Genomic DNA, 20,776 nt, shown 5'->3' on the forward strand with positions numbered 1-20,776 from the left:
TCTGCGAAAGTCCAACATTCACCGCAGTTACGATTTACACCTCTGTTAGTGGGATGTAAAACCATTTAAGATTCATTAAAGGTTTGGGATCTAAGATACATTCATAAGCACAAGAGACAACGATAAGCAGAAAGGAATGATCCCATATGGCGATTGAGGTATTCAACCGTTATGAGAACAAATATTTACTGGATAACGAAGCCTACTATAAATTTTATAACCAATTACTTGAATACATGGAGCTAGACGATTTCAACAAGCAGCATGAGTTTTATTCCATAACCAACTTATATTATGATACTGCGCACAATACGCTGATTCGTAACAGTCTTGCGAAGCCGAAGTACAAAGAGAAGCTGCGTTTAAGAGCTTACGGTGTGCCAAATCAAGATACAAAGGTTTATCTGGAAATCAAGAAGAAGGTGTTCGGGCTGGTGAATAAAAGAAGAACGTCGCTCAAATTGGACGAGGCTTATGCTTTTGTTGCCACAGGCAGGGAGCCAGAATTCGAGGACTACATGAACAAACAGGTGATTGAAGAGATTAAATACTTTTTAACGCGATATGAATTGCAGCCTAAAGTGTATCTGTCTTATGACCGCAAAGCGTTGTTTTGTAAAAATAATCGTGATTTAAGAATCACGTTCGATACGAATATCCGAAGTCGGCGGTACGATCTCAAGATGGAGCATGGCGTTTATGGCGAACCATTACTAGAGCCGGGTCAGTGGCTGATGGAAGTAAAGGCTGAAAATACGATTCCGGTCTGGTTAGCAAAAATGCTCTCAGAGCATCAAATGTACCGTACAAGCTTCTCCAAATACGGTAATGAATATAAAAAAATGCTGAAGAACAGTAAAACAGATCGGGGGAGTGCTCTTTATGCTTGATTCATTATTTACCGTAGCAACGAGTACAGAGCTAACGTTTACCAACGCAATTCTAACTATTTTTATAGCTATCGCCCTTGGCGGGATCATTAGCTACACCTATATGAAGACAAATTCCGGCGGGTATTCGCAAAGCTTCACACTCACGATGGTACTGCTGCCCGTAATTGTGGCCATCATCATTCTGCTTATTGGCAGTAATGTTGCCAGAGCCTTCAGTCTTGCCGGAGCATTCTCCATCATTCGGTTCAGAAGTGCGCCTGGCGATCCGAAGGATATCACCTTTGTATTGTTCACCATGGCATCAGGACTTGCCTGCGGGGTAGGTTCTTTCGGATACGCGGTGTTGTTTACCCTTATTCTGTGCGCCCTGATGTTTATTCTTAATCGGACTAATTTTGGGGTAAGAACAACATCGCAAAAAACACTAAAGGTAACTATTCCAGAGAGTCTGGGGTATGAAGAAGCCTTCGCAGAAGTTTTCAATACATTTAATGTAGGGTATGAGCTTAAGAAGATTAGAACGACTGAGCTTGGCAGTTTATATGAACTGGTCTACTCCGTTACGCTGAGTGAGGCTGTGAACCAGAAGGAGTTCCTGGATGCGATCCGTACTCGAAATGGGAATCTAGATCTCTCGTTAACCATGACTCCCACTGTAAATGACTATTAAAATGACCGAAAGGATGGATGGAATATGAAAAATTATATAACAGTCAGTAAAATAGGGATTTTGTTATTGTGTGCGGGACTCATGTCGGCTTGCAGCAATAATAATACAACAGCACAGTCTGAAGCTACGTCGAGTGAATTAACGTTGAGCCAGAGTGGAGCTGCTACTGAAGTACAATTGGCAGGTGCTAAGCTGTCGGACTTGGTAACGTTCGATGAAGACGATTCTAATACAAGTTGGACGGCGGACCAATCCACGGATATTGCCCTGGCTGGCACGAGCGCTGTTGTCGAAGGTGCGGGAGCTGAATCCAAAGATGGGTCAGTGGCGATTATTGCAGCAGGAACCTATGTGCTTTCGGGTAAGCTGAGTGATGGGCAGATCGTAGTTAATAATCAGGATGACGGAATTGTACATCTGGTGCTGAACGGTGTGAACATTACGGACAGTGACAGCGCTGCAATTTATATTAAAGAAGCGGGTAAAGTAATCATTACCTTGGAGGACGGAACAGAGAACTCCGTATCGGATGGGGCAACTTATGTCTATGCTGATGACACTACAGATGAGCCTAGTGCAGCTATCTTTAGTAAAGCAGACTTAACAATCAATGGCACAGGGAAGCTGTCTGTTTCTGCTAATTATAATGATGGGATTACAAGCAAGGATGATCTCAAAATCATGAGTGGCATCCTTGAAATTCAGGCTGCTGATGACGGGATTGTCGGTAAAGATCTAGTTGCTGTGCAGGATGGAAGTATCAGCATTACAGCTGAAGGTGACGGAATCAAATCGACCAATGATACCGAAACGGATAAAGGCTTTATTGGTATCACAGCAGGAACGTTTGATATTCAGGCTGGCAATGACGGAATTCAGGCGGAAACTGCACTTGTAATCGATGGCGGAACGTACACCTTGGTTACAGGCGGAGGCAACGAGAATGGTGAAGTGAAGACAGGTGATCCAGGGGCAGGCATGGGCATGAGAGGTAATCGTGGACAAGGAACAGGTGGCCAAGCACCAGGAACAACAGATACATCGACATCAGAAGCAAAGCCAGAGACAATGCCGGAGGCGTCACAGCAGGAAGCGTCAACTACATCAACAACGGCAGAATCCGAAACAGTAAGCACTAAAGGGTTGAAGGCTGGAGGAGATATTAGCGTAAACAACGGAACATTTAACATTGATTCTGCTGATGATGCAGTGCACAGCAATAGCAACATTGCGATAGCCGCTGGAGAATTTAACATCAAAACTGGCGACGATGGAATTCATGCGGATGCCTTGGTGGCGATATCCGGTGGCAAAATTGATATTACGAAGAGCTACGAAGGGATTGAAGGAGCGAACATCGCGATGTCCGGAGGCGAAGCTCACGTAGTCTCTTCTGATGATGGAGTGAATGTTGCAGGAGGTAATGATGAAGTGACTGTAGGAGGTGGCCCTCAGGAGCAGGATCAGTTCAGCGATGCTGCAGCTAATGTACTCACGATTAGCGGAGGAACATTAACGGTCGATGCCACAGGTGACGGATTGGATTCGAACGGCTCTATCGTGATGTCCGGTGGTACAGTAATTGTTAACGGACCTACTAATAGTGGAAACGGCGCTCTCGATTACGATGGCAGCTTTGAACAGAGTGGCGGTACTCTAATAGCCGCGGGAAGCTCGGGTATGGCTCAGGCAACGTCTGACACCTCCAGCCAACATGCAGTCAGCATGACGTTTCCTCAGATCCAGAAGGCCGGAGCATTGGTCCATCTGGAGGATAGCGAAGGAAACACAATCCTAACCTTTGCTCCATCGAAAGATTATCAGTCGCTCGTGATGAGTTCCCCTGATTTGAAAGACGGTGGATCATACACCCTCTACTCGGGAGGTACCTCGACTGGCAGTGAAGCAAATGGATTGTATACGGATGGCGAGTATACTGGAGGAACGAAAGTAGTAACGTTTGAAATCACCAGTAGTGTAACTTGGCTGAATGAATCCGGAGTAACCACCGCGAACACCAATCAAGGCCCAGGTGGCGGTGGTGGTGGAAAAGGAAGACCATAATCTATAAAATGCATATTAAAAGCCACTCCAGCACATTGGAGTGGCTTTTTGGTGGTTGAGATAATTAGTCGCTATTAATAGAGAGCAAATTCTGCTTAATGGGTTGATTTGAAGTCTTTATGATCACATTATGTGAATTAAAAGACAGAATTTGAATCAGCTGCTCGGCCATATGGTTCGCAGTATATTTGAACCCTCCTTTTACCCATTCCATGATTAATCCAAATAGAGCATAGGCCGTATAGCTAGAAAATAATTCGATATTTATATTGTTATTAGTATGATTAACCGCGACTAAGTCCTGCTTCGTTAGCTCCTTTAAGATGTCACAAATCTTATTTTGAAACCCAGGCAGAACATTGGAATTTACAATGATGGTATAAAAATTAGAATAGGAAACGACATGCTCAAAAATTTTGATGCTAGAGGTAGTAAGCTCACTCACCATAAATTTATCGGTATGGAGATAGGGATCTTTATAAGCCTTAATTAAATCCTCCAGCACATCATCAATTAACTCATTAAGAAGTTCTTCTTTGGTTTGATAATGCTTATAGAAGGTTCCACGGTTTAAATCGGCTAGGGTAACAATATCGGTTATCGTAATGGTGCGGAAATTCTTTTTTTCCATGAGTAATATCAATGCATTTTTTAGTTCTTTCCTCGATTTACTTGTTCTTCGATTTTTAAGCAACAGAAGACCACCTATCTGTCTATTTTCTAACCCTATTTCAACACAATCCTGCTTTATATTTATTTATGAACATTTGGTGTCCCGTTTGTATATTGATAGTTAAATTGCAGATGATTAAACTTAAGTAGAATAAATTTTAATCGTTTTAGAGATTTTATATATTAATACTTACATTATAGATAAACGTAAAGGAGACTTCCAACATGAAACTTCAAGACAGAGTTGCAGTTGTTACCGGAGCAGCATCGGGTATGGGGAAATCTATCGCAGAGTTGTACGCTAAAGAAGGTGCTAAAGTAATAGTAGCCGATCTTAACCTGGAAGGTGCGGAACAAGTCGCAGCAGGAATCGTTAGTAATGGTGGAGTAGCTAAGGCGTTAAAAGTAAATGTTGCTCTAGTCGAAGATATCAATAACATGATTGATACCGCAGTAAATGAATATGGAACGCTAGATATACTAGTGAATAATGCGGGTATTATGGATGGATTTGAGCCAGTTGGTGATATTAATGATGAGAGATGGGATCTTATCTTTGACATCAATACCAAAAGTGTAATGCGGTCCACACGTAAAGCGCTACCTATTTTCCTCGAAAAAGGAAAGGGCGTTATTGTGAATACCGCTTCTACAGGTGGCGTAAGTGGTGCTCATGCTGGAGCAACTTATACTGCCTCCAAACATGCAGTAGTAGGCTTGACAAAAAATACAGCTTTTATGTATGCCAACAAAGGCATTCGTTGTAATGCCATCGCACCAGGAGCTACTGCCACTAACATTAGTGCTTCTATGAAAAATATTAATGAGTTCGGCATGAGCCGTACTCAACTTACACAGGCTGTAATTCCTCGGGTGGGTTCACCTGAAGAAATCGCACAAGTTGCGTTGTTCCTGGCTTCCGATGACTCCAGTTTTGTAAACGGAGCAGTCCTCGCTGCCGATGCGGGATGGACTTCTGCATTCTAAAATTAGATAGCATAAAAACTCCGCTAGAGATTACTCTAGCGGAGTTTTTTATGCGCTTGATATTTCCAGGGCAACCCTTCAAAATAGAGAGAATGCTAACTATAAAGGGAGTTATATGAAATGAACGATGTTAGGGCGCGGAATCACGTGAAAGTGATTGGAGAAGGAGAACGAACCATTGTTTTTGCACATGGATTTGGGTGTGACCAGAGCATGTGGCAGTTTATTACGCCCTCTTTTGAGAAGAAGTATCGAATCGTTCTATTTGATTATGTAGGCTCAGGTAACTCTGATTTAAGTGCATATACAACAGATAAATATCAATCGCTCCACGGCTATGTACAGGATGTATTGGATGTCATCGAAACGTTGGAACTCAAAGATATTATTTTTATAGGTCATTCGATTAGCTCTATGATCGGGATGCTTGCTTCGATTGAGCGGCCGGATTATTTTGATAAAATGATTATGATAGGTCCTTCTTCATGTTATTTAAATGAGGGGAATACTTATTTCGGAGGCTTCGAGAAGAGTGATATTACCGAGCTTCTGGAGATGATGGAGATGAATTTCGCTGGCTGGGCTAGCTTTATGGCACCTCTTGCTATGAACAACCCTGACCCGGTGTTAACGAAAGAGCTGGAGCGCAGCTTTATCTCGGCAGATCCTGTTATTGCAAGGGAATTTGCAGAAGTTACGTTCTTTTCAGATCATAGGGAAGATCTACCTAAGGCTACAATCCCTACACTTATTCTACAATGCTCGGATGACAGTATCGTACCTATAGCGGCTGGAGAATATTTACATAAACACTTGAATAATAGTACCTTCCGTTTAATGGAGGCTAAAGGGCATTACCCACACATTAGCCATCCTGAGGAGACCATCACTTTAATTAATGAATATCTTACGTAAGCTAGATGAGATTATGCTGTGTTGAAAGGATATTTAGATCATGGATGACCGATTAAGATATGCGCCTTGTGGCTATGTTTCTATTACCCATGAAGGAATAATCAAGGATGTAAATCAGACGTTTTTGGACCGTATGGGGTATAAACAGGTTGATTTGGTGCATAAGCATTTTGAATCTATCATGTCTACGGCAAACAAGCTTATTTTTCATTCATACTTCTATCCTTTTATTAATCTTAATGGACAGGTGGAAGAGTTATTTATAAATCTGAAAGATAGTGATGGTAAAGCGGTTCCCTATTTATTGAATGGCAGAAGGCTCGAGTGTGAAGGTGTAGAGGTCATTGATTGTATCCTGGTACAGATGGGAAAACGTATTGACTATGAGCTGGAGCTTCGGTCTGCCAAGAAGCAAATAGAAGTGGCTTATTGGGAAAAGGATCAGGCGCTTGCCGAGCTCAAGCGAATTCATTTAGAAATTGAACAGAAACAAGCCGAGCTGCTGGAGATGAATGCCGTTTTAGTAGAGTTATCTAATACAGATAAGCTGACTGGGCTGAAGAATAGAAGGTTTCTTCAAGAGAAGCTGGAAGAGCAAATTGTAGGGTACGGCCAAGTTCAAACAGCATTTTCGCTGTGTATTATAGATATTGATCATTTTAAAAAAGTGAACGACACCTATGGGCATCAGACAGGTGACTATGTGCTGGAGAAAATGGCGAGTATCTTGAAACTGCAATCTCGTAAAGAGGATATTGCGGCTAGATATGGCGGTGAGGAATTCATACTTCTTTTACCTAATACAGACATCTCGGAGTCAAGGACTATAGCTGAGAATTTACGGCAGTCTATCGCGTATTCAACTTGGGAAATGGGCCGGATAACGGTGAGCATTGGTGTAGCTACATTTATTCCAGCCGATTCAGAAAACACCCTGCTGCAAAAAGCTGATCAAGCGCTCTATGCCTCTAAAGAACAGGGGAGAAACCGCGTTACCCACTTCATAGATTTGAATGAAAAGCTTCTTTAACAGGGGGCTTTTTTGTTATTTATAAACGATACATCCTCTTTGCTCTAATTGCTCTAAAATGTCTGTTTCCTTCAAGCTGTGATTCCATCTGAGATCCAGTTTCTCTAATCGTTCTAGTTGTAGAAGGGAATTCGGAATTTCTTGCAGGTTATTGTCTCTTAGGTCAAGCTCAACAAGGCTGCTTAATTGACCTATTTGCTCAGGCAGCTGATTCAGTTTATTTTTTCGAAGGTTCAGTTTTCTTAACTTGCTTAGTTTACCGATGGATGAAGGTAGTTCAGTGATTCGATTATCATTTAAATCAAGTATCCGAAGTTCTTCTATAGCACCCAAATGCTCGGGTAACAAGACCAGTTGATTACCATACAGATGGATCTCTCTTAGCCCTTTTATTTGTGTGATTGAATCTGGCAGACTTTCTAGCTGATTGTAATATAGCCGCAATTCAATTAGACTGCTCATTGCGCCTAAAAGAGTAGGCAGTTGCTTGAGATTATTATCTGTTACATTCAGATACTTGAGTTTCTGGAGATTACAAAGCTGCTCCGGCAGCTGCTCGAACTGATTATTACTTAGGTATAGAAAAGAATCCAACCCCCGTAGTTCTCCAATACTCTCCGGCAATACCTTGAGTTGATTATGGCCTAAATCAAGCATTCTTAAGTGAACTAAACGACCGATGTTCTCGGATAACCGTTCGATGTCATTACCCGCATAATTTAGTACCTCTAATTCATCATGAAGGAAGAGTTGATCGGGAATCTCTTTAATATGGTTGTTGTACATGCTCAGTTCTAGTAGAGGATTGCTCTCAAATACGATCTCTGGCGTTTCTGTAAGTCCTTTTCCGTCAAAATTATATCTCATAGAAGGTTCTCCTTTGTTATTGGTATGGGCAATCGTTACGATAGAATATAACAGGATAATGATTTATTATCTGTATGTTGGCATACAAAACTATGGCGTGTTTTAGAAAGGAATAATGAGATGGAAGCTTCTTTTTGGAAAAGGGGATTTCTTTGGCGATCTGGAAGTGATCCGTCCCTCCAATGCAAGAGTGATATCAGCGGTGGCGATGAACGATACACAACCCGTTAGTTAAGGAACAATTGATGCTGCTGCAAATGGACCGTTTATTTTTATCGAATCGGTTAACCCGAAATGAAATTTCATGCTGCGAGAGCGCGTGCAATTTTTACTCTAAGAAGACTATACCAAATATTCGGGATAGAGGAGCAAGGCGAGATGAGGATTAATCTCCGGCTGACCCATCAGCAGTTCGCGGATATAATCGGAACGCTCCGGGAGACGGCTACCCTTGTGCTTAAAGATCTGCAAGAGCAAAAGATTATTGAGATTCAACATCAACAGTTAACCGTGTTAGACCTGTCGTACTTACTGTAGTAAACGGATTTTGATTAAGAATAGTAGTTCTGGGATCTTTTTAAGAGAATCGAAGATGAAAGGGGTTATGAATGTGGCTTGTAATCATTGTGTAGTAAGAGAGCTGAATTTTGAAATTATGGCTCATGGCGAGCTTAATCTAAGGATGTTACCTGAGGTTATTCATCATTTGAGTAGAAGCAATACGATACATAAGGTAGAAGAAAATGTGATTACGATTAAAGAGGCTGGGGCGCGGGATTTTCTGGATTTCTGTAATGATCATATGGCGTCGAAGCAGATTGAATTCCGTATAGATGACCAAACATGGAGACCTCTATCTGAGATGCCCACTGTACTTGATATGGAGTGGATTGATGAGGTTATCACTAAGGGGTTAGTGATTTGTCACTTCCAGCCAATCGTGAATGCAAAGGAAGAGATTTTTGCATATGAGGTCTTATCCAGATTTAAAAAAGAAGATGGAGCCATTATTTATCCTAATGAGATCTTTACGGCGGCACGAAATCGTGGCCGTTTATATGCTTTAGACCGGTTATGTAGAATGACTGCTGTAAAATGTGCTGCACCCTTAAATAAAAAAACGTTTATTAACTTTATCCCAACGTCGATCTACGCTCCAGAGTTCTGCCTAAGATCAACAGTTGAATTGGCCAATCAATTAGGCGTAGATCCCTCTCTTTTTGTCTTTGAAGTTGTTGAGACGGAGAAAGTGGATGACCTTGCTCATTTGAAAGCTATTTTGACATATTACAAGGATCGGGGATTTGAATACGCTCTAGATGATGTTGGCGAAGGCTTCAGCACAATCGAGATGTTATTGGCACTTAAACCCCATTACATGAAGCTGGATATGAAATATGTTCAGGGTGTGTCTAGTGATCCGAACAAACAGAAAGTAGCAGAACAGTTTTTAGAAAAGGCATTAGAAATCCAATCCGTTCCCTTAGCAGAAGGAGTGGAATTTAGAGAGGACTTTGAATGGCTTAAGCAGAGTGGTTATCAGTTGTTTCAGGGATATTTATTTGGAAAACCTGACCCTATTCCCAAACAGTGATCCTAATGAGTAGATCTCCGTCTAGAGGATGAGATGAATTCAGGTCAGAGTCTGATTACAGGTGAGCCCCGGGGCTGTACAATTTAGGTAATTGAGAAGGGGGTCGGATGAATATGGAATGGCATAAATACATCACACGTTGGGCAGATTCCAGGGGCTGGGAAGGGCGAGAGATTGATTATCAGTGGCCTTCTCCCTCATTTCCAGTGGTAAGTATTCGCAGCAATTTAGGTCGCTACTCTGGTCAGGGTTATGGCGGCAGACCTCGTGTGAAGACAGCTGTTGGATTAATTGCTATTGGAGATATAGCTGTAGGCTTGATTTCCATAGGTGCGATAAGCGTAGGGGTTCTATCCGTGGGTGCAATATCACTAGGAATGTGGTTAGCCCTTGGAGCGATAGCACTTAGCTGGCTTGGCTTCGCAGCTGGGGCGATTGCTATTGCAGGAGTGGCTGTAGGAGCGATCGCGATAGCCGAAAAAGCGTTGGGTGCTGTCGCCATAGGGGATACGGCATTTGGAGCGGTAGCCATAGGACGGATTGCTGGGGGAGCCGTAGCTATTGGACAATGGGCATATGGTCTAATCGCGGTTGGCGAGCATGGCTTTGGGTTAATTCCGATCACAGGTGATGTGTGGAATTGGTTTCGGCGACTATTTGGAGGTTGAATGCTCCTCCAGTCCTAAAGTATCACGCTTCGTCTGGGATAGTTGATAAATAATATCGATCAGTTAGAGGAAATTGATTGCAATTACCTATGTCAATCAAATATCAATCTCATACCAAATAATCATGCAATAAGATGCATAGTTATGTTAACCTTTGTAATGTAATCGAAACTTCATAGGCAAACCTATGGAAATGTAGGGACGCAAAGCTATAGGGACTAAGGTTATCACGACTATTGTCAGCCAGCTGCCAAAGAGTGTATAACGCTTTTTGTTTTTAAGGTTTAATAAAAATTAAGTCTTAATTTTTATGCAACTTTAGCTGCAATCAAGCTACTCTTTCGGGGTAGTTTTTTTTGTGCCCATTTTTAGGCATTGAAGAGATTCATATTACATCTGGGGGGTAGAAAAGATGAAAAAAATGATTGCAATCGCTACATCGGCAGCCATGTTAGCTAGCTTTTCGAGTGAGGCAGGTTATGCTTTAGCAAGTGATGTAAGCAAGGTAACTGTAGTGAACACTGTAGTACAAAGCAAGGCTGACCTAATAAGCAATGCGTCAGTTATTCCGTTTGATCTGTACGGCAAGGCTATCCTAGGCGCTTATAATGATGTTTTTAGAATGAATCCTGCAAATATTAAATCCATTACCAATAACGGTGGTAACTACTCAGGTTCACCTATAGCTAAGGCTATTGATGGCGATATGAATACACATTGGGAAACGGGCAAACCGAATAGTTCAACGTTTACGAATGAGATTGTCTTTGTATTCAATGAGTCCACTGAATTAAATAGAATTGTATACGCTGCAAGACAATCCAGCACAAAGGGTAAGGGGTTTGCCCAGGAATTTGATATTTATGGCTCAACAACGGATGCAGGCGATTATACGCTAGTATCCTCTGGAGAATATAAAGGCTCAGCAGGTGACGTAGTAGAGGTGCAGTTTGACAGGGCAACCTTTAAGAGACTTAAATTTGTCTTCAAAAAAGCTAACCAAGATTGGGCGAGTGCGGCTGAGTTTTCTTTTTACAAAGAAGATGCCGTATCCGCTAAAATGAAAAATTTATTCACAGATGACAGCTTGAGTCAAGTTAGCGCAGCATTTAATACGATGGAGAAATTAACGGCTTTAGAACAAGAAGTTCAGACACATCCACTGTACGCGCAGTTTCAAGCAGATATAGAGAATGCAAAAGTACTTCTGGAGAATCATCAAATAGAGGCAACAACGGCTAAGGTTTCGAAGCTAAAAGGCTATGGTACAGCATATGAAAATGCCTATAGCGAAGCTTATAGAATGCCCAACTCAAACGTATCAAAAGTAGCGGTGAACGGCGGAAGCTACCCAGGTACGAAACCGGAATACATGCTCGATGACCAACCGAATACACACTGGGAAACCAATAAAAACAATGACGACAGCTTCACGAATGAAGTTGTGTTTGAGTTAGCGCAAGCGAAAGTATTAGATAGAGTGGCTTTCCTGGCTAGAGATAACCGCAAAGGCTTCCCAGAGGCTTTTCAAATTTATGCATCAGAAACAAGTAAGGGAGAGACCTTCCAGCTCGTATCTAGCGGAACCGCGACTAGTACGAATGACTTTCTGGAGTTTAAATTTGAACCTACGAAGTTTAAAAGATTGAAATTCAAGTTCACAAAAGCCAATATCAACAGACCCTTTGCAGCCGAATTCAGATTTTATACAGAGGATAAAGTAAGTGAAGCTGTAAATGGTATTTTCACAGATGGTACGATGAGTGCGGTTTTTCCTGCTTATAATAGCGTCGAAGCAATCAACGAATTAGAAGAAGCGGCAAAAGTACATCCGCTCTATCCCATCCTGAAAGATTCTTTGGATTTAGCTAAGAAGCTAGTGAATGGTGAAATTCAAACCGAAGGCACCATCATTGAGGCGGAACAACGTGGAGATATGAAAAAGCATGCGCAAGAAAACCTGAGAATTGGTTTCGGTACGAACAACCAGCCTACAGGTCTCGTTGCAATGCCTGGAGATACGATCAACGTTTATGTGGACGCAGCTTCGAGCGATAAATTGCCTTCTTTAATCTTTTCTCAACAAGAGGCGGCTTGGAACGTTTGGGCTAGCAGTGTGAAATTGCGTCCAGGTAAAAACACAATAACCGTTCCTGAATTTGCGACGAATAGTTATTATGCACATGAAGTGACTAAGGGCGGTACAGTGTATATCGTCAATCCATATACAGCGGAGGAACAAGGTAAAGCACCTATGATCCGGTTCGAGGGGCTTACCAAGATCCCTATGATGACCAAGACTACAGATCCTGAACAATTCAAAGCCTTCTTAACCACCTATAAACAAAAAATAGATGAAGATAAGGCAGCGCATCCGAATGTTCAAGATCGCAAGCTCATTGATGTGGTGGAAATGGTCAGCGATCATGTTATTTTCACAGGCACTGCGACAGAAGCTTATAACATGTTTATTACGCAAGGAAATGATCCGCTGGGTACCGTAACCGGCTATGATACTTGGATGAAGACGATCTTTGACTTCTATGGCTTGGATGGCAGTAGTGTGATTCATGATGCCAAGCTAATTCGTGAGAATATCCGATTGATGCAGCCTTATGGTGCGATGTATGCAGCGGGGGACCATACAGGGATACAACTTGGAACCGTGGGGACAATGTTAGGTGATTTTAACAAAGTCTATCCAGGCTGGGGATTGAATCATGAAATAGGGCATCGCTTGGCGATGGGCGAACGAGAATATGGTGAAGTAACCAATAATATGGTGTCTATGCTGATGTCAGTCTATGCGGACTCGATGGATACTCGTATTCCTTTTGAAAGTGATATATATAAATATGTAATCGAAGAAAATAAAGTGGCTATGAATCAGCAGGGCTTATTTGCACAGCTTGGTGCCTATTGGCAGTTAGAATTGGCGCATCCGGGTTACTGGACAGAACTGACCAAGCTGTACCGCGAGCGGAAGGTCTCCCTTCCGAACGGCGACAATTCCAAGCAGCAGTATTTGGTGGAGTTCTCCTCTGAAGTGCTGGGGTTAGACTTAAGTAGCTATTTTGCCAGACATGGCTTCACTGTGAATCCTGAAACAAAAGAGAAGTTAGCTAAATATCCAGCACCGAAAAAGCTCTGGTATTTAAACAATTCAGTGGTTCATTATGAAGGAACAGGAATAGCAGATAAGAATGTTGCGGTAAAGGTTAATATCACGCCTAACACTACTGCTAAATCGAACACACTAAGCTTCAGTATGGATACGGATCTTAAGAAAGATTTCTTAGGTTATGAGGTGTATAGAGACGATAAGTTAGTAGGGTTTACAGGGACTGACCAGTTCGTGGATACGAATGTAGATAACAGCATCAATTATACGTACAAGATCGTTGGTTATGATAAGAAGCTGAACCCACTGAAGCCGGTACAGGTTAAAGCCTTCAAGCCAGCGTTATCTGTTGAAGATCAAATCACGTTAAAGCTTAATCAAGCTTTTGATCCGATGAACTATGTAAAAGCGACTAACTATCAAGGAAACGATATTACAGCTAATGTCACCCTGAAAGCAAATACCGTTGATGTAACGCAAAAAGGCGACTACGAAGTGGTATATGAAGTGAAGAACGAAGGGGTTACAGAAACCAAAAAAACACTGGTTACGGTAACGAGTGACTATGCTTATCTTTCGGATCTTAATGCCAAGTCAGTCGTTGTTGGTTGGGGTGAATTAAAGAAAGATAAAGCCGTTTCTGGTGGAATCATCAGCCTTGTTCGACAAGGGCTAGCTGCAACCTATGCCAAGGGAATCGGTGTACATGCGAACTCTGAAGTTGTTTATGATATTGAGGGTATAGGTTATGACTTCTTTGAAAGCTACATCGGGATCGATCAAGCGATGAAAGGAAAGCCATCCTCTGCAACCTTTGAAGTGTATGTAGATGGAGAGAAGAAATTCGCGAGTGATGTTTTCCGGGCAGGGACAGAGCATGAATTGGTGAAAATACCTGTGACAGGTGCGCACGAAGTGAAGCTGGTTACCACAGATGCTACAGATGGCAATGCTTCAGATCATACGGTATGGGCCGATGCGAAGTTTACGAATACTTCAAGTAAGCCGACCATCACAGTGCCGGAAGAGACAACTTTCGTTAAGTTGAATAGTGAATTTGATATTTTGACTGATGTCACAGCCGTTGATAAGGAAGATGGTAACTTGATTGGAGCCGTTGAGGTAAACCCGAATGGTTTCACTTCAAGTAAAACAGGCACTTACACCGTCGAACTGTCAGTTACAGACCGGGATGGGAATACAGCTGTGCAGACCCGAAAGATCGTTGTGTACAGCGCTAGTAAATACTTGAGTGATACAGCTTGGCAGTCGGCAAGAACGGATTATAATGTGGTTCGTAAGGATAAGGCAAGTTCTAACAATCCGATTAAACTACTTGTAAATGGCGTAACCAAAGAATTTACGAAGGGCTTAGGAACGCATGCTAACTCTGAAATTGTGTATAATCTGGCGGGTGCTAATTTCGAATATTTTGAAACATATGTAGGGGTTGACCGAAATATCCTAGAGCAAAATAATTCTAGTGTGATCTTCAAAATCTTTGCCGATGGGGCAGAAGTATATAATAGCGGACTGATGAAATTTGGCACGGAAGCTAAAATAGCTCGAATCCCTGTGAAGGGTGTAAATGAATTGAAATTGGTATTAGATAATGCAGGTAACGGAAATGCATCAGATCACGGTGATTTTGCGGATGCGAAGTTTATGATTCTGAACAGTACACCGGAGCTTACGATCCCTAAACCTGTATCCACCAAAGTGGGGCAAGCCATAGCCATAAACGAAAGCTATTCGGCAACGGATTCAGAAGATGGCGACTTAACGGCTCAAGTAAAGGTTACGGGTGAAGATCAGGTTAAATTCAACAAAGCTGGAAAGTATCCGATCACTTATATGGTAACTGATAGTGATGGAAATACGACCACGAAGACTAGAACTATAGCCGTAGTAGACATGACGGATTTTACGTATCTGACGGATTACGACTGGAACTCTACTCAGAACAGCTATACCGCACCTTTGAAGGACAAATCTGTTAGTGCCAATACGCTGAGATTAACAGATAAGGGCAATCAAGTGGTGTCTTACGAGAGAGGGATTGGAACGCACTCCAACTCGACGATTGTATACGATCTAAGCGATAAGAACGCGGACTACTTCACTTCCTATGTGGGTGTAGATCGGCAAATGTACGGTACGGTTGGTTCGGTGAGCTTCGAAGTGTTCGTCGATGGAGAGAAGAAGTTTGATAGTGGACTTATGAGCTCCAGAGATCCACAGAAATTTATCGAGTTAGATGTTAATGGAGCCCAAGAGCTGAAGTTAGTCGTTACAGACGGTGGAAATGGCAACGGATCTGACCATGCTACATGGGGGGGGACCAAACTACATTTCGCGAATGGAGATCACCTATTCACTGGAGATCTGGAACAAGCGATTGCTGTGGCGAAAGCAATTTCTCTTGAAGGTTTCACAGCCGAGAGTATTGCGGTGTTTACGGCCAGTCTCTCGGGTGCAGAAGCAGCTTTGGCTAATCCTTCGGTCACACAAAGTGAGGTAGATGCAGCCGTAGCGGCGTTACAACAGGCAGAAGAGGGTCTGACCGAAATAGACCTTACGCAAGAAATCACGATTGCAGACCCATATTTAAGTGCCTCAATCAAGGCCGCACTAGGCGTATCTGGACAGCTAACGCTAGGGGACATGTATAAACTTACGACGTTAACGAGCGTAACTGGAAGAGCTAAATCTTTGGAAGGTCTTCAGTATGCTAAGAACTTAGAAACACTTAATATTGCTGGGAATGAAATTACGGATTTCTCTCCACTACAAGGATTGACTAAACTGACTAGCTTATTGGCCGACCCACAAGTGATTGAGATAGCACAATTAGAGGGTCCTGTAGTTGAATTGACCAATCTGGTGAAAGGGCTCGATGGCAGTAAAGTAATTCCTAGTTCAGCAGGGGTTAGAAACACTGGGACATTTAAAGAAATTATGTTTGATATGAATGAATGGGCAGCTAATCCAGAGGTGTTCACCCTAGACCTATCGAACGAAAAGAAGGGAACTTACATGCTAGGGGTAACTTATCAAGTTGCAGGTAATCTCGTGCAATTGATTTCTTTTATTAATAATCCTTAAATTCATAGGCACAGGAAAACAGGCGAATTGTGGTGTATTCAACCATGACTCGCCTGTTTTTTATTGAGCTTATCTAATAAGCCTCACTTTTATTTGGTGGCCGTCTGGGTAGGCGTTAAGCGCTTTTGGCTCCGCTGCTCTGCTAGTAGATGGTTCATCCATTGCTGAATACTTCTGCTCTGCACTGTTGCTAGGGTGGTGTGAGCAAGGTTGCGAGCTTCTAAAGGATCTTCAGTTAAGTTGTAGAGCTCAAACTCCTCAGGTACGGGTACTGTTTTAACTTTTGTAGTCCATTCACCGGGTTTTCCCTCCACAGGCTGGAGCGTGACATCCTGTACCCCGGGCTCACTCCAAAACTTAGGATTATCGAAATAGCGGGAAAATTTCCATAGCTCTGTCCGACCCTTTCTTTGGAGATACGTTAGAATCGTTTCAATATGGTTCGGCTGAACGACGGAGGAATAGGGTTCTCCCAAGGGATTCGTCTGATGCTGGCCGCGAGTCACATCATCGTCGGTCATGAAATAGACGGGGGCATCAGCAATCGCAGAGGAATCGTGCCCCAGTATCTGAGGCGCAAGATTACGGCCCACAAAAGGGCGGGCATCACTGAATCTATTTTGCATACGGCTCTGAAGGTTTGTGATGTCCAGATTGGCGAGCCCCAGCATAGTAGGAATCAGATCTACATGGCTTGTTAGGGCATGGGCATCCTGAGATTTGGGAAATAAGCGTCTATTATGGATGAGAAAAGGGACATGTAGAAATTCTTCGTAGGCAGAGTACCATTTTTGATGGAGATCGCCATGAGCTCCTAATAAATCTCCGTGATCGGAGGTAAAGATGACGATGGTATTGTCATAGAAAGAAGAGCGAGTTAGAGTCTCGAAGATCTTTCGCATTTGAAGGTCCGCGTTTTTTTGAAGTTGATAATACAGTTGGCGATAAAAAGGCTGGTCAATAATAGGCTGCAAGGCTTTTGGATAGAGGTCCCGGTAGCTGGCTTGGCAGCGCGGCTTGGTAGCTAATGATTCATTTTGCGTCGGAGAGGGAGCAACCTCAGGCATAGGCTCGACCTCAAACCTAAAATTAGGCAAATGTGCAGTGAGGGCTCCGTATAGAACAATATCATGTGGATTTACAAGGGAAGAGACGAGAAGCCAGGGTGGAGCGTTGTTGTTCTGGTTTTTTTGGCGATCCAGTGCTTGAATGATTTCTACAGTTTCTGCACCATATACCTCGTCGCGTCCACTTAATCCGATCGCGGCTGAGGAAGCAGAGTTTCGCGGATTTTTTCCAATCGGATCAGGTCCCACCCAACCAGAGAACCCAAAGTTATCTAAACGGTTCGCTCGTAAATAAATTTCTTCAAGCTGCCTGTCAGGGACGCCAGTCACCGAATTATAGCTGGGCAAGCTGTCATGGGTACCGGGAATGATAATATCCTCATTGGAGATATGCCACTTCCCTTTATAGTGGGTTTGGTAACCGGCTTCCCGGAAGTAGTCACCCATTGTAGGTACAGTGTTACTATCCAGCCAAAACATATTGGAATCAAAGGATTCTTTGGCAATTCCTACTGTTTGACTGACACCATGGAGCGAGGGATAGTGACCTGTAAACAGGGTTGCCCGGCTGGGACAGCAGGCCGTAGTTCCGATGTAGTGTCTGTGGAACTCAAGGCTATGGGATTTTAATAATTGCTGTGTGACTAGATTCTGACGTCGCCATTCTCTGATTTCGGGATGTTCATATATGGGGGCATATCGCTCCTCATCTACGAGAATAACAAGAAAATTGGGCCTCTCTAAACGGCGTGATGATCCTGTAGCGCCACTCATGGCAAACACATCCTTGATTAGATTATTTACTTAGATTATGTGGGTTGACTCCAAAACAGTAGCCTATCAGGAAGACCTTTTTAAAGTTTGTTTTGCAAAAAAATCCAATTTGTCATATGACAAAAGAAATGACAACGCTCACTATAAGCAGACTATTCTTTTCACTATACTTAATCAGAAGTGTATGAAATTAAATTAAATTTCTATTTCTGCTATTAAACGGTATCAAAAATATAAATATCTAGAGGTGATGCAAATGTTAGGAATCGGGTTGATCATCGTTATTATAGCTGGAGCCTATTTAATCGTTGCTTGCAACCAATTGATCATGATGCGTAATCGTGCGAAAGAGTCCTTTGCTACCATTGAAGCCTATTTACAGCAACGATTTGAGGCGCTGACGGAAGTATCGGAAATGGTTATCTTTTATGCCGTAAATGATCGTGAGACATTGGCGTTAGTGAATAGAATGCGTGCGGGCTTAAAGGATCATCAGCTACCTGTTGAGAAACTAACTAGATACGTGGAAATGGAGAAGTATCTTCATACCATAAATGTTCAGGTGGACAATTATCCCGAGCTAAAGGCTGGTGATGAGTATATTAAATTGCAACGAAGTATAAATATTTTAGAGGAAAAATTATCAGCCAGTAGACGGATCTATAATACAAATGTGACAAGCTACAATACGATAATTAGCACCTTGCCTTATCGTTTATTTGCAAGAGCTGCTGGGTTTAAATCAGAAATCTTACTCAAAATGGAGGGAGCCAAGCGGTCAGAGGTTAATTGGAAGGTATCCTAAGACGCTTTGCTCTGAAAAATTAAAGAATGCATGATTGTTTGAGGGAGTGGTTTCTATGAAAATCGTTATTGTGGATGATCATCCGTTAGTTAGAAGAGGGCTGGCATCTGTCATTTCAATGCAGCCAGGTGTGCAATTCGCTGGTGAAGCTACGAATGGTCAAGAAGCATTTGATGTGATTGAAGCGACAAAGCCGGATATTGTTCTCATTGATCTAAAGCTTGTTGATGAATCGGGCTTGGATGTCATTAAGACAGCACGTGCTCGCGGCATGGTTAGTAAGTTCATTCTGCTGACTTCCTCTGCAAGCAGAGAGGATTTTTTGAGGGCTGAAGAAGCACAAGTAAACGGATATGTCCTAAAAGAGGCACTGCCGGAAGAGTTACTCTTTGCTATCCAGTTAGTGCATAAAGGGAGAAAGTACTATGATCCTGGTCTAATGGAAGAAAAGATGCGTATTAGCGGCAGCAGCCCGGCGGATGAATTGACATCGAAAGAGAAGGAAGTACTGATTGAACTTGGACAAGGTGCTTGCAACAGAACGATTGCTACACGTCTCTTTATCAGTGAATTTACGGTGAAGAAGCATGTCAGCCAGATTTTAGCGAAGCTGCAGGTTAATGATCGGACACAGGCGGCATTGTACGCAAACGCGATAGGGCTAACGAAATATGAAATGTCTTATGAGTAAAATATGTCATCAGCATTATATACGAGGAGGTGTCTCAGCAGCCAGTTCATAGCTCCTGGGGCACCTCCTGAATTTTTCTTTTTTGTATGTAATGTATTTAGGAAGCGGCTATGTAGTCCTCCGCATCCTTAAAGCTGATTCGTTTAAGTCCAGTTCAGTGAGTACTCACCTTTAGGTAAGTACATGAACTAAATGTGCGTACTTACGCAATTCCTTGATGTGGGTTACACTCAGTTTCAGAAACAGATACCGCTCAAGGAGGGAAAAACATATGAAAACACTTATTATCGTCACGCATCCAAACATGGACACGTCCATCGTCAATAAACGCTGGATAGAGGAGCTCCGCAAATACCCGGAAAAATATACGGTTCACGAGCTTTATAAAGCCTACCCGGATGGAAAGATCGACGTGGAAAAAGAACAACAGCTGGTTGAAGCTCATGACAAGCTGGTCTTACAGTTTCCCCTCTACTGGTGGAGTTCCCCGCCGCTGCTAAAACAATGGTTCGATGAAGTATTCACACACGGATGGGCGTATGGATCGAAGGCCAAAGCATTAATAAACAAAAAAACGGCTCTGGCCGTAACAGCCGGGGGAACGGAGCATGATCTTAGCGTGGAAGGAACCTTAGGAAAGACTCTTGAACAGTACCTGGTTCCCTTTGAAACGACTTTGTCGTACTGCAAAACTAATTACCGCTCTTTCTTTGTCTTTTATGGCGCTGAACACTATTTAGCAGATAACAGTGATTTGCCACTTATTTTGGACCGCAGCGCGCAGGGGTACGTGGAGTTTCTTGACAAGCTTTAATGTAACAAAAAGAAGCAGCATTTCTATCAAAGGAAATGC

The 20,776-nt window shown here is 42.6% G+C and carries 16 protein-coding genes and 1 riboswitch; of the genes, 13 read left to right on the forward strand and 3 right to left on the reverse strand.

Features of this window, described 5'->3' with window-relative positions; genetic code table 11:
• Positions 1 to 146: 146 nt before the first annotated feature.
• The 3 genes from CA598_RS03130 to CA598_RS03140 are packed head-to-tail and all read left to right on the forward strand — an operon-like array spanning position 147 to position 3,627.
• Positions 147 to 890 (forward strand): polyphosphate polymerase domain-containing protein, encoded by a 744-nt coding sequence (locus CA598_RS03130; protein WP_094868434.1) that lies wholly within the window; start codon positions 147 to 149, stop codon positions 888 to 890.
• Positions 883 to 1,563, forward strand: a complete 681-nt coding sequence (locus tag CA598_RS03135) for a DUF4956 domain-containing protein (RefSeq protein ID WP_094875342.1) — start codon at positions 883 to 885, stop codon at positions 1,561 to 1,563. The genes CA598_RS03130 and CA598_RS03135 overlap by 8 nt, the downstream gene beginning before the upstream one ends.
• A gap of 24 nt (positions 1,564 to 1,587) precedes the next feature.
• A complete protein-coding gene (locus CA598_RS03140; RefSeq protein WP_094875343.1) occupies positions 1,588 to 3,627 on the forward strand; it encodes a carbohydrate-binding domain-containing protein in 2,040 nt (679 codons plus the stop codon).
• A 64-nt stretch (positions 3,628 to 3,691) separates the two neighbouring features.
• Here CA598_RS03140 and CA598_RS03145 read toward each other — a convergent pair whose 3' ends face one another.
• A complete protein-coding gene (locus tag CA598_RS03145) occupies positions 3,692 to 4,321 on the reverse strand; it encodes a TetR/AcrR family transcriptional regulator (protein ID WP_256989669.1) in 630 nt (209 codons plus the stop codon).
• 203 nt (positions 4,322 to 4,524) lie between these two features.
• Here CA598_RS03145 and CA598_RS03150 point away from each other — a divergent pair, with 203 nt between their 5' ends.
• The 3 genes from CA598_RS03150 to CA598_RS03160 all read left to right on the forward strand — a co-directional run bounded on the left by CA598_RS03150 (position 4,525) and on the right by CA598_RS03160 (position 7,231).
• Positions 4,525 to 5,286, forward strand: a complete 762-nt coding sequence (locus tag CA598_RS03150) for an SDR family oxidoreductase (RefSeq protein ID WP_042131593.1) — start codon at positions 4,525 to 4,527, stop codon at positions 5,284 to 5,286.
• A gap of 120 nt (positions 5,287 to 5,406) precedes the next feature.
• On the forward strand, positions 5,407 to 6,201 hold the full coding sequence (locus tag CA598_RS03155; RefSeq protein WP_094875344.1) for an alpha/beta fold hydrolase: 795 nt from the start codon (positions 5,407 to 5,409) through the stop codon (positions 6,199 to 6,201).
• A 40-nt stretch (positions 6,202 to 6,241) separates the two neighbouring features.
• Complete coding sequence (locus tag CA598_RS03160; RefSeq protein WP_094868430.1) at positions 6,242 to 7,231, forward strand: sensor domain-containing diguanylate cyclase; 990 nt, start codon at positions 6,242 to 6,244, stop codon at positions 7,229 to 7,231.
• 15 nt (positions 7,232 to 7,246) lie between these two features.
• Here CA598_RS03160 and CA598_RS03165 read toward each other — a convergent pair whose 3' ends face one another.
• Complete coding sequence (locus CA598_RS03165) at positions 7,247 to 8,098, reverse strand: leucine-rich repeat domain-containing protein (protein WP_094868429.1); 852 nt, start codon at positions 8,096 to 8,098, stop codon at positions 7,247 to 7,249.
• Positions 8,099 to 8,392: 294 nt separating this feature from the next.
• Here CA598_RS03165 and CA598_RS03170 point away from each other — a divergent pair, with 294 nt between their 5' ends.
• The 4 genes from CA598_RS03170 to CA598_RS03185 all read left to right on the forward strand — a co-directional run bounded on the left by CA598_RS03170 (position 8,393) and on the right by CA598_RS03185 (position 16,586).
• Positions 8,393 to 8,635: a helix-turn-helix domain-containing protein gene (locus CA598_RS03170; protein ID WP_094875346.1), complete on the forward strand. Its 243-nt coding sequence runs from the start codon at positions 8,393 to 8,395 to the stop codon at positions 8,633 to 8,635.
• A 55-nt stretch (positions 8,636 to 8,690) separates the two neighbouring features.
• The gene (locus CA598_RS03175; RefSeq protein ID WP_306440450.1) at positions 8,691 to 9,692 is read left to right on the forward strand and encodes an EAL domain-containing protein; all 1,002 of its coding nucleotides are present in this window, start codon (positions 8,691 to 8,693) and stop codon (positions 9,690 to 9,692) included.
• A 113-nt stretch (positions 9,693 to 9,805) separates the two neighbouring features.
• A complete protein-coding gene (locus CA598_RS03180; RefSeq protein WP_094875347.1) occupies positions 9,806 to 10,360 on the forward strand; it encodes a hypothetical protein in 555 nt (184 codons plus the stop codon).
• A 168-nt stretch (positions 10,361 to 10,528) separates the two neighbouring features.
• A riboswitch (cyclic di-GMP riboswitch) is annotated at positions 10,529 to 10,615 on the forward strand.
• Positions 10,616 to 10,772: 157 nt separating this feature from the next.
• On the forward strand, positions 10,773 to 16,586 hold the full coding sequence (locus CA598_RS03185; protein ID WP_094875349.1) for an NPCBM/NEW2 domain-containing protein: 5,814 nt from the start codon (positions 10,773 to 10,775) through the stop codon (positions 16,584 to 16,586).
• A gap of 89 nt (positions 16,587 to 16,675) precedes the next feature.
• Here CA598_RS03185 and CA598_RS03190 read toward each other — a convergent pair whose 3' ends face one another.
• Positions 16,676 to 18,427, reverse strand: a complete 1,752-nt coding sequence (locus tag CA598_RS03190) for a sulfatase family protein (protein ID WP_094875350.1) — start codon at positions 18,425 to 18,427, stop codon at positions 16,676 to 16,678.
• 256 nt (positions 18,428 to 18,683) lie between these two features.
• Here CA598_RS03190 and CA598_RS03195 point away from each other — a divergent pair, with 256 nt between their 5' ends.
• From CA598_RS03195 to CA598_RS03205, 3 genes are all read left to right on the forward strand, one after another.
• Positions 18,684 to 19,232: a LemA family protein gene (locus CA598_RS03195; protein WP_179283572.1), complete on the forward strand. Its 549-nt coding sequence runs from the start codon at positions 18,684 to 18,686 to the stop codon at positions 19,230 to 19,232.
• Between the two features lie 55 nt (positions 19,233 to 19,287).
• On the forward strand, positions 19,288 to 19,923 hold the full coding sequence (locus CA598_RS03200; RefSeq protein ID WP_094875353.1) for a response regulator: 636 nt from the start codon (positions 19,288 to 19,290) through the stop codon (positions 19,921 to 19,923).
• 271 nt (positions 19,924 to 20,194) lie between these two features.
• Complete coding sequence (locus tag CA598_RS03205; RefSeq protein ID WP_094875355.1) at positions 20,195 to 20,737, forward strand: NAD(P)H-dependent oxidoreductase; 543 nt, start codon at positions 20,195 to 20,197, stop codon at positions 20,735 to 20,737.
• Positions 20,738 to 20,776: the final 39 nt, after the last annotated feature.

It is taken from the genome of Paenibacillus sp. VTT E-133291 (assembly GCF_002264395.1).
Lineage (GTDB): Bacteria > Bacillota > Bacilli > Paenibacillales > Paenibacillaceae > Paenibacillus_AQ > Paenibacillus_AQ nitricinens.